We start from the raw sequence: 9,215 nt of genomic DNA, 5'->3' as shown, positions 1-9,215 counted from the left end.
CGTCGAGGGCCAGGGCGGGGACGATGACCGAGCGGACGAAGAAGGTGTCCAGGAGGACGCCGAGGGAGACCAGGACGCCTATCTGCACCATCATCGTGACCGGCATGGCGGCGAGGACGCCGAACGTGGCGGCGAGGACGAGCCCGGCGCTGGAGATGACGCCGCCGGTGACGCCCAGGCCGCGCAGGACGCCGGTCCGGTGGCCGGCGCGCACCGTCTCCTCGCGGACGCGGGAGACGAGGAACAGGTTGTAGTCCACGCCCAGGGCGACCATGAACAGGAAGCCCATGAGCGCGACCTGGATGTCGAGGGCGGGGAAGCCGAACACGTGCCTGAACAGCAGCCAGGAGGCGCCGAGGGCGGCGAAGTAGGACCCGACGACCGTCGCGACCACCAGGATCGGCGCGACGAGCGCGCGGAGCAGGGCGATGAGGATGAGCAGCACGACGGCCAGGACGAGCGGGATCACCACTGTGCGGTCGTGGGCCTGGGCGTCGGCCAGGTCGATCTCGGCGGCGGTGCTCGCCCCGAACAGCGCGTCGGGGACGGCCGCGCGGAGGTCGCGGACGGTCCGCTTCGCCGCCGCGCTGTCGGGCGGCGCGGTGAGGACGACCTCGAACCTGGCCAGGGTGCCGTCCGCGGAGGTCTGCGGCGTTCCCACGCGGGCGACGCCGGGGGCGTCGCGGAGCGCGGCGGTGATGGTGTCCGGCTTCTCGGTGCCCACCTGGAGCGGGCGGCCCTGGCCGCCGGGGTAGTGCTGGGCGAGCAGCCTCTCGCCGACGGTGGAGTTGGGCGTGCTCGTGAGGAAGTGGGCGCGGTCCAAGCCGGTGCTGATGCCGAGGCAGGCGGCGGCGAGCGCGCCGAGGACGGCCAGGCCGCCGATCCAGACCAGGCGGGGCCGGGCCGCGATGCGGTGGCCGATGCGGTCCCAGGCGCCGCGGCCGGACGGGGTGTCGCCGTAGCGGGGGATGCGCGGCCAGAACACCCAGCGGCCGAGGATCACGAGGAGCGCGGGCAGCAGCGACATGACGACCAGCAGGCCGCCGGCGACGCCGATGGCACCGACCGGGCCGAGCGCGTAGTTGAAGCCCATGCGGGCGGCGAGCAGGCAGAGCAGGCCGAGCGAGACCGTCGCGGCGGACGCGGCGATGGGCGCGGCGGCGCGGCGCAGGGCGGCCCGCATCGCGTCGTGCCGGTCGGGGTGGCGGCGGAGCTCCTCGCGGTAGCGGGCGAGGAGGAGCAGCGCGTAGTCGGTCGAGACGCCGAACACGAGGGCGTTGAGGATCGTGGACGTCCCGTCCGCGACGTAGAGGCCGGCGTGCCTGCCGAGCAGGTAGACGACCGCGCCGGTCACCTGGAGGGCGATCGCCGCGTTCACGATCGGCAGCAGCCACAGGACCGGGCTGCGGTAGGTGAGCAGCAGCACGACGGCGACCAGCGCGACCGTGGCGATCAGGACGGGCTTGTCGACCTTCTCGAAGGCGTCGCCGACGTCGAGGGCGGCGCCCGCCGGGCCGGCCAGGCGCACGTCCAGGCCGGGCGGGGCGTTGGAGAAGGCCCGGTCGCGGAGCTGCTCGGCCCGGTCGGTGAGGGCGTCGTCGTCCTTCAGCGGCACGGTGAGCATCAGCGCCCTGCCGTCGGCGGACGGGACGGCCCGCCCGATCGGCCCGGCGGCGAGCGGGGCGAGGGCGGTCCGGTCGGCCTCGGCCTTCGCGCGGTCGGCCGGGGTGATGCCCGCCTGCCGGACGTAGGCGATGACGCCCGGCGCGAGTTCGCCGCCGGGGAAGCGGGAGACGAGCTCCTCGACCCGCGTGGACTGGGCGCCGCGCGGCAGCTCGGCCGACGAGTTCGCCTGGACGACGTCCGAGAGGCGGCCCGCGAGGGGCGTCGCGAGGATCGTGACCACGACCCAGGTCAGCAGGACCGCCCATGTGAGGAGGCGGCGTTTGCGTGAGAGCAGCATGAGGTGCTCTCCTTTCCGGTGGGGGTTCGCGTTGCGTGGAACACGCCGTTCGGCGTGGTGATGCGGGCTTCCGCCCGTCCGGGCCGGCGAGGGGCAACTCGGCGGCCCGGGCTCTAGACCTCCGGGAACGCCAGGAACCTGGCGTGGAGGGTGCGCGCGCCGGGCGGCGGGTCGTCGTCGGCGCGCTTGTAGCGGTAGAGGAGCGCGATGTACTCCTCGAAGAAGGGGCGCACCTGGTCGGGCGTCAGCGTGACGGTGCCGAACGAGTACAGCAGCGCGTCCGCCCAGGGGCCGAGGCCGTCGCGTTCGCGCAGGTAGCGGTCGAGCATGTCGAGTTCGTTCGCGAACTCCAGCCGGGTCACCTCCGCCACGGCCGCCCGCATCTCCGGCGACTGCTCGCGGTGGGGCGGCAGCCGCCGGTCGGCGGGCACCGCCCGCCACCAGCGCTCCCGCCCGCGCGCCAGCTCGGGGACCTCCTCGACGAACCCGTGCTTGGCGAACTGCCGCAGGTGGTAGCTCGTCGACCCGGTGCTCTCGCCGAGCTCGCGGGCGAGGGTGGTGGACGAGGCGGGGCCGCGCCGCAGCACCTCGGCGATCCGCCGCCGCAGCGGGTGCGCGAGAAGCCGCACCTGCGCCGGGTCGGTGATCACCTCGGGGGCCGGTTGCTCCTTCATGCCGCCGACGCTAGGAGTTGCAAAGACCCTTTGCAACGGCCCTCGGCAAAGTTCGCCGGCGGGGCGGAGCGGGTTCCGACCTGAGGGGGAGCCGCCGCCTCCCTCTCCGGTCCCGGCCGGCGGGACGGCGCGTGTCCTTGGCTGACGAGCATTGATGTGGTCAACTAAAATCACTGACATGGGGAGGGGCATGATGCGCGAGCACGCGGACGGGGTCTCGCCGGGGGCGTCGCTGGCCGAGAAGGTCGAGTGGCTGATCCGGAACCTGTGGCCGGCGGACGCCCCGCCGCCGCGCAACAACGTGGAGACGGCCGCCGCCATCGCGAGCGCCACCGGCGAGGACATCTCGTCCACGACCGTGTGGAAGCTGCGCACCGGGCGGCAGGAGAACCCGCAGCTGAGGACGCTGACCGCGCTCGCCACGTTCTTCGGCGTGCCGATCGGCTACTTCGGCTTCGCCGGCGAGTCCGCGCCGATCGGCGACGACCTCACGATCCAGGCGCTGCGGCGGGACGTGGAGCAGGGCGTCATCCGGCCGGAGGTGCTGCGCGCCCTCGTCGACCTGTCCCCGCGGGCCCGCTGGGTCGTGGACGAGATGATCCTCGCCGCCGCCGCGGCCGACCGCGACCGCAACGCCTAGCCGCGCTCCGGACCTAGCGCGACACGTACGCCAGGACGGCCAGCACCCGCCGGTGCCGGTCCCCGTCGTCGGCGATGCCGAGCTTCTGGAAGACGGACCGCATATGGGTCTCGACGGTCCGCTCGGCGAGGTGGAGCCGCGCGGCGACGGCCGCGTTGGTGTGGCCCTCGGCGACCAGGGCCAGGACGTCGTGCTCGCGTCCGGTCAGGGCCGCCAGGGAGCCCCGGCCGCCGGGGGAGAGCAGCGCGCCGACGACCTCGGGGTCGAGCGCCGACCCGCCGCCGGCGACGCGCTCCAGCGCGTCCAGGAAGTCGTCGACGCGCAGCACCCGGTCCTTGAGCAGGTAGCCGAACCCGCCGGACGCCACCAGCGGGACCGAGTGCCGCGTCTCCACGTGCTGCGACAGCAGCACCATCGGCAGGTCCGGGACCGCCGCGCGCAGCCTCCGGGCGGCGCGGGCGCCGTCGTCGGTCATCGTCGGCGGCATGCGCACGTCGATGACGGCGAGGTCCGGGCGGGCGGCGGCGACCGCCGCCTCCAGCGCGTCCGCGTCGCCGACGGCGGCGACGACGTCGTGCCCCGCCTCGGCCAGCAGCCGGACGAGCCCCTCCCGGAACAGCACCGAGTCATCGGCCACCACGATCCGCATGCGGGATCCTCACCTCCACCACCGTGCCGCCGCCGGGCGGACTGGACACCGTCAGCACCCCGCCGGCGGACGCCACCCGGTCCCGGACGGAGGTGAACCCGCCGCGGGCGCCGCCGACGCCGTCGTCGGACACCGCGACGCGCAGGGCTTCGCCGCACTCGGCGACCTCGATCGCCAGCGAGGCGGCGTCCGCGTGCTTGAGCGCGTTCGCGTACGCCTCGGACACGACGAAGTACGCGGTCGTCGCCGCGACCTCCCCGGCCCGCAGCTCCGCGGGCACGGACAGCCGCACCGGGACGGGGCTCGCCGCGACCAGCGCGCGCAGCGCGGCGGCGAGGCCGTCGTCGAGCCGGGCGGGGCGGACGCCGTGCGCCAGCCGCCGCAGCTCGGCGACGGTCGACTCGAGGGTCTCCACGACGGCGTCGACGTCCCGGTGCTCCGGCGTCCCGGCCGGGAGGCGGCGCTGGAGGGAGCGCAGCCGCATGCCGGCCGCGACGATGTGCTGCTGCGCGCCGTCGTGCAGGTCGCGTTCGAGCTGGCGGCGCTCCTCGGCGGAGGCCGACAGCAGCCGGGCGCGGCTCGTCCGCACCTCCTCCAGCGCGGCCCGCAGCTCCAGCCGCAGCCGCGTCACCTCGATCGGGAGGCGCGCCTCCACGGCCGCGTGCCGGGCGCGGCGCAGCCGGCGGGCCGACGCGGCGCCGAGGACGAGCACGCCGACCTCGACCTCGCCGGTGCGCAGCGGGACCCGCGCGCGGCCCGGCTCCGGGACGGCCGGCGCGCCGGACCGGTCGGCGTACTCGCCGGACGCCCCGTGCGGGAGCCGCACGAGCAGCCGCAGCCCCGGGTCGTCGAGGACGTCCCGGAGCACCGCCTCGACCGACTCCGGCTGCGCCGTCCCGTCCCGCACCTCGCGCACGAACCGGCGCAGCCGGGCGTCCAGGACGAACCGCTCCCGGTCCACCAGGCGCCCGACCCGGTCGTTGACCTGCCGGTGCAGCGGGACGAGCACCAGCGCGGCGGCGAACGCGGCGCCGCTCACCCCGAGCCGGCCGTCCGCGCCGAGCAGCCCGCCGGCCGCGTAGCCGACGCACGCGAACACCCCGGCGGAGACCAGCGAGGTGAGCAGCCAGGCGAGGGAGGAGCCGAGCAGCCGGTCCACGTCGAACAGGTCGTGGCGCAGCACGGCGACGGCGACGGCGGCGGGCACCGCGATGAGCATCGCCAGCAGGAAACCGGAGTAGGCGACGTCGGGCGGCGCGTCCCACCAGGTCTGCGCCGCCCAGCCGCACGCCAGCAGCACCGGGACCGAGCCCGCGCCCAGCACCAGCCAGCGCAGCTGCAGGCGGGTCGTCTCGCCGCCCCCGCGGTAGCGGGCGACGGGGCCGAGGACGACCGCGCACAGGCAGGCGAGCAGCGCCCCGAACGCGGCCAGCGTGGCGGGCACCTCGAACGGGCCGTCCCGGAGGGACAGGGCCGTCCAGGACACGGCGGCGTTCACCGCGACGCCGGTCGCCGCGGCCGTCCAGGCGACCGCGCGCCACCGCCGGCCGGGCGGCAGGCCGGACGGGAACACCAGGCACAGCGCGGCGAACCCGGCGAGGTTCCACACCCACGCGCCGAGCTTCACCGCGTAGAGCGCGTGCGCGCCCGGCAGGGGGCGCGACGTCAGATCGGTCTCGCCCCACAACTCGACCGCGAACACGGCGGCGGGCGCGGCACCGACCCAGGCGAGGGCCGCGCCCACCTGCCCGTCCGGCACCCGCCACCCGACCAGGCAGCCGAACAGCACGGGGATCGCGAGGACGGCGAGCGTCGCCGCCAGCACCGGAGCCGGGTCGCCCTGCCCCGGCCGCGCGGACAGCACGGCCTGCGCCGCCGCGCCCGCCGCGAACACGCCCGCGGGCAGCGCCACTCGGGGACGCAACGCGAGGCCGGGGCGGATGCGCATCCCGCCATCATGCAGCTCCGGCGGACCCGTGCACATCCGTGCCACCACGTGCGTTTTCTCCAGCGCTGCCCTGGATGTGCGGTGCGCGCCGGCCGGGCGACGCTGTGCGGCATGGAACTCATCCTCATGCTGCTGCTGCCCCTCCCGCTGGGCTACCTCGTCCGGGACCGGGTGGCCGCCTACCTGTCCTACGTCGCCGTCCACTCGTTCGCGTTCACGTTCCAGACCATGACGCTGACCCGGGCGTGGGTCGGCGGCGACACCCGGGCCTTCGTGAAGGATCCCGACGCCGTCCCGTGGAGCTACGCGGCGGTCAACGTCGCGATCTACGGGGTCGGGATCGGCCTGGTCACCCTCGGTGCCCGGCTGCGCCGCCGCCGCGCGGCCCGGCCGGAGGGGGTGGACATCTCGGGGTGAGGCGATGTTTCGCGGCCCTTCCGATCAGGTAGAGGCGGACTAGCCGGTCCACCGATACCCCGGAGGGGCAATGCCGCCGTACGCCGTCGCCCTCTCGGTGGTCGGCCTCGTCCTGGCGCTCGTCGCGGGCGTGTACGCGGTCTCGTTCGCGCTGGCGCCGCGCGGGTTCGAGAGCGGGCCGTTCCTGTCGGGGGCGCGCCCGGCCGAGCACGCCCTGTCCCGCTACCACGTGCGCTGGTACACGGTGTCGATGGTCTTCCTGGCCTTCGACATGGAGATGGTCTTCATGTACCCGTGGGCGCTCGTCGTCGCGTCGGTGGGCGTGAAGGCGGTCGTGGAGATGTTCGTGTTCCTGGCCCTGCTACTGGTCGGCGTCCTCTACGCGTGGCGGGAGGGGGCGCTGCGGTGGGCGTGACGGGAGACCCGCGCCCGTTCGTCGTGGCGGCGGCGGACGGCACCGCGGACCGGCTCGCCGTCGAGGCCGAGCTGCGGCGGCGCCGGTGGCGGCCCGCGCTCGCCCCCGCCGAGACGGGCACGCTCGTCGTCTGCGGCCGTCCCGGACCGGCGCTGGCCGAGGCCATCGAGACCGTCTGGCGGGACATGCCGGAGCCGAGGCGGCGCGGGCTGGACGGCCCGGCCGGGGGCGGGGAGCGCGCTCCGCTGGAGTCCGGTGCGGAGATGGCCGACCGGGCCGACGACCGGGACGGGCTGCGGCTGGACGTCCTGCACGTGCCGCTCGGGCCGGTGCTGCCCTACTGGCCCGCCGGGCTCCGCGTCGACCTGACGTTGCAGGGGGACGTCGTCCAGGCCGCGGACGCCATCGCCGTCGACCGGGCGGACGCGACCTTCTGGACGGACGACCGGCGCGTCGCGGCCCGCCTCGACAGCCTCTCGCGGTTCCTGCGCGTCGCCGGCTGGGACGCGGCGGCGGAACGGGCCGCCGCGCTGCGGGACGAGGCCCTGACCGGCGGCGTCCCGTCCGAGCGGTTGGCGCCGTTCACCCGCAGGATCCGGCGCTCCCTTGTGTTGCGGTGGATGACGCGGGGCGCCGGCGGTGTGCGGGAGCGGGTCGAGGGGTGGCTCAGGGAGATCGAAGGCGCGGACGCGCCGCGGCCGATGCCGGCGGGGGAGGCGCTCGACGCGCTGCCGGCGCTGCTGGAGGGGGCCGAACTGGGCGAGGCACGGCTGATCGTGGCGAGCCTCGACCCCGATCTGGGGACGCTCGCCGATGGTTGAGGTGGTCGTCATCGGTGCGCTGGCGGTCGCGGCGGCGACGCTGAGCGGGGCGCTCGCCGGACGTCCCGCCGCGCCGTTCCAGGAGGCGGTGCGGCTGCTGACCGTGCAGCGGCGCGCCACCCACCGCGCCGACCGGCTGCTGACCGCGGTCGGGGTGGTGTCGCTGCCGGTGGCGGCGGCGCTCGCGGCGCTGGTGGTGCCGTTCGGCGACCGGGCGGCCGTCGGGTCGGGCGTCGGCGTCGTCTGGTTCAACGCGATGGAGGTCGTGGCCTGGGCCTCGGTGTGGCTCGCCGGATGGGGCGTCAACTCGGCGTACGCGCTGGTCGGCGGGTACCGGTTCCTCGCGCAGGGCCTCGCCTACGAGCTGCCGCACATGTTCGCGCTCATCACCGCCGCGCTGGGCGCCCACTCGCTGGACCTGCGGGTCATCGCGGCGGCGCAGCACGGGCTGTGGTTCGCGGTCTGGATGCCGGTCGCGCTCGTCGTCTACCTGCTCTCGGCGCTGGCGATGGCATTCTGGGGGCCGCTGGGGCATCCGTTGGGCGGCGACCTCGCCGGGGGCGCGATGGCGGAGCTGTCCGGCCCCGACCGGCTCGTGTTCCTGGCCGGCCGGTACGGGCTGCTCGCGGTGGCGGCGGCCGCCGCCGTCCCGCTGTTCCTCGGCGGCGGCGCGGGCCCGCTGCTGCCCGGGTGGCTGTGGTCGCTGGTGAAGGCGTGCGCCGTCCTCGCCCTGCTGGTGTGGACGCGCGGCCGGGTGCCCGTGCTGCGCATGGACCGGGCCATGGCGGCGGCGTGGACGGTGCTGATCCCCGCCGTGCTGCTGCAGATGCTGGTCGTCGCGATCGTCGTCGTCTGAGAGGAGGGAGTTCATGGAGGACGCCGCGTTCTGGGTGCTCGCCGTGCTCGCGGTCGCGGCCGGCGTCGCGGTGTTCGTCGTCGACTCGATGGCGCGGGCGACGTTCGCGCTGCTCGCGTCCTTCCTGTGCGTGGGCGCGGAGCTGCTGCTGATCGACCTGCACTACCTCGGCGTGCTGGTCGTGCTCATGATGATCATGGAGATGCTGGTGATGGCGGTCTTCATGGTCATGTACATGATGAACCCCGCCGGGCTGATGCCGATGACGATGATGCACAACGCGCGCGGCGCGGCCGGGATCTCGGCCGGGCTGTTCGCCGCGCTGGCCGCCGGGATCTTCGCCGTGCCGTGGCCGGAGCGGTCGGGCCGCCCGCCCCGCGACCCGACGTTCGCGCTCGGCGAGTCGATCATGGGGGCGAAGATGCTGGTCATGATGGTGATCGGGATCGCGATCCTGGCCACCATGATCGCCGCGGTGGTGCTGGCGACGCACCGGGGGCGGTACGGCGATGACGCTTGAGACGTTCCTGCTGCTGGCCGCCGCGCTGTTCTGCGTCGGGCTGTTCGGGGCGCTTTCCCAGCAGTCGGTCGTGATGCTGATGATGGGCCTCGAACTGATGATCAACGGTGTGGTGGTCGCGGCGGCGGGGTTCTGGTTCTGGGTGTCGCCCGGCCTGCCGGACGGGCAGGTCCTCGTACTGGTCGCGATCACGGTGATGGCGCTGGAGATGGCGATGGGCTTCGCCGTGGTCACCGCCCTGTTCCGGGCGCGGGACGTCGACATGACAGATGAGGCGGGGGACCTCAAGGGCTGGCTCTTATGAACATCCCA

General features: G+C 75.1%; 11 protein-coding genes. 7 read left to right on the top strand and 4 right to left on the bottom strand.

Features of this window, described 5'->3' with window-relative positions; translation table 11 throughout:
• Both ETD96_RS34865 and ETD96_RS34860 read right to left on the bottom strand, forming a co-directional pair.
• The coding region (locus ETD96_RS34865; protein WP_138640740.1) for an MMPL family transporter at positions 1–1,963 on the bottom strand (1,963 nt) is incomplete at its 3' end.
• A gap of 113 nt (positions 1,964–2,076) precedes the next feature.
• Entirely contained in the window at positions 2,077–2,637 is a 561-nt protein-coding gene (locus ETD96_RS34860; protein ID WP_138640739.1) for an ArsR/SmtB family transcription factor, read from the bottom strand.
• A gap of 178 nt (positions 2,638–2,815) precedes the next feature.
• Here ETD96_RS34860 and ETD96_RS34855 point away from each other — a divergent pair, with 178 nt between their 5' ends.
• On the top strand, positions 2,816–3,277 hold the full coding sequence (locus ETD96_RS34855) for an XRE family transcriptional regulator (RefSeq protein WP_138640738.1): 462 nt from the start codon (positions 2,816–2,818) through the stop codon (positions 3,275–3,277).
• 13 nt (positions 3,278–3,290) lie between these two features.
• Here the strand turns inward: ETD96_RS34855 and ETD96_RS34850 are convergent, their stop codons facing one another.
• Both ETD96_RS34850 and ETD96_RS34845 read right to left on the bottom strand, forming a co-directional pair.
• Positions 3,291–3,926 (bottom strand): response regulator transcription factor, encoded by a 636-nt coding sequence (locus ETD96_RS34850; protein ID WP_138640737.1) that lies wholly within the window; start codon positions 3,924–3,926, stop codon positions 3,291–3,293.
• Positions 3,904–5,874, bottom strand: a complete 1,971-nt coding sequence (locus ETD96_RS34845; protein WP_171069378.1) for a sensor histidine kinase — start codon at positions 5,872–5,874, stop codon at positions 3,904–3,906. The genes ETD96_RS34850 and ETD96_RS34845 overlap by 23 nt, the downstream gene beginning before the upstream one ends.
• 111 nt (positions 5,875–5,985) lie before the next feature.
• On the opposite strand from ETD96_RS34845, the gene ETD96_RS34840 reads away from it, so the two are divergent.
• The 6 genes from ETD96_RS34840 (at position 5,986) to nuoK (ending at position 9,207) form a co-directional block, all read left to right on the top strand.
• A complete protein-coding gene (locus ETD96_RS34840) occupies positions 5,986–6,291 on the top strand; it encodes a hypothetical protein (RefSeq protein ID WP_138640735.1) in 306 nt (101 codons plus the stop codon).
• Between the two features lie 70 nt (positions 6,292–6,361).
• Positions 6,362–6,706 (top strand): NADH-quinone oxidoreductase subunit A, encoded by a 345-nt coding sequence (locus tag ETD96_RS34835; protein ID WP_138640734.1) that lies wholly within the window; start codon positions 6,362–6,364, stop codon positions 6,704–6,706.
• Positions 6,697–7,527: a hypothetical protein gene (locus tag ETD96_RS34830; protein ID WP_138640733.1), complete on the top strand. Its 831-nt coding sequence runs from the start codon at positions 6,697–6,699 to the stop codon at positions 7,525–7,527. Before ETD96_RS34835 ends, ETD96_RS34830 begins: the two co-directional genes overlap by 10 nt.
• Entirely contained in the window at positions 7,520–8,383 is an 864-nt protein-coding gene (locus tag ETD96_RS34825; protein ID WP_138640732.1) for an NADH-quinone oxidoreductase subunit H, read from the top strand. Before ETD96_RS34830 ends, ETD96_RS34825 begins: the two co-directional genes overlap by 8 nt.
• Positions 8,384–8,396: 13 nt before the next feature.
• Positions 8,397–8,903, top strand: coding sequence for an NADH-quinone oxidoreductase subunit J (locus ETD96_RS34820; protein WP_138640731.1), 507 nt, complete (start codon positions 8,397–8,399; stop codon positions 8,901–8,903).
• The gene (gene nuoK, locus ETD96_RS34815) at positions 8,893–9,207 is read left to right on the top strand and encodes an NADH-quinone oxidoreductase subunit NuoK (RefSeq protein ID WP_138640730.1); all 315 of its coding nucleotides are present in this window, start codon (positions 8,893–8,895) and stop codon (positions 9,205–9,207) included. The genes ETD96_RS34820 and nuoK overlap by 11 nt, the downstream gene beginning before the upstream one ends.
• The last annotated feature ends 8 nt before the right edge of the window (positions 9,208–9,215 follow it).

The organism is Actinomadura geliboluensis (assembly GCF_005889745.1).
In the GTDB taxonomy this organism is placed as follows: domain Bacteria; phylum Actinomycetota; class Actinomycetes; order Streptosporangiales; family Streptosporangiaceae; genus Spirillospora; species Spirillospora geliboluensis.
This window is presented reverse-complemented; position numbering and strand designations above follow the sequence as displayed.